Annotated in this window: 1 protein-coding gene; it reads right to left on the bottom strand. The window is 46.2% G+C overall.

Annotation, left to right across the window (positions count from 1 at the left end):
• On the bottom strand, positions 1–409 hold a 409-nt coding region (locus tag K5Q99_RS22205), incomplete at both ends, for an IS3 family transposase (protein WP_220778170.1).

Here is a 409-nt window from a genome sequence, read left to right as displayed (position 1 = left end):
ATCACCACAGCCAAATACATCCAGCCTTCACCCGTCTTTAAATAGGTCACGTCACCCGCCCAAACCTGATTAGCCGATACTGGGTTAAAGTTCATGTTTAACAGGTTATCTGCCACTGCATCTGAGTATTTCCGCTGCGTAGTCACCTTGTAAGCACGTCGCTGGGCTGCTTTGAGTCGAAGGCGGTGCATAATTTTACGAACGAGATAGCGACCAACCTGGTAGCCTTCCTTGCGCAATTTTTTCACCATTTCACGATTCCCTAAGCTGCCTCGACTTTGCTTAAATAACTGTCGAACAAGGCGATAAAGCTTCAGTGTTTCAAGGCTTATCACGTTTGCAGGGCGTTTATGCCAATCGTAATAGCCTGATTTACTTACACTCATTACTCGACATAACAGTGCTACGG

The organism is Shewanella hafniensis (assembly GCF_019655335.1).
Classification (GTDB): Bacteria; Pseudomonadota; Gammaproteobacteria; order Enterobacterales; family Shewanellaceae; genus Shewanella; species Shewanella hafniensis.
This window is presented reverse-complemented; position numbering and strand designations above follow the sequence as displayed.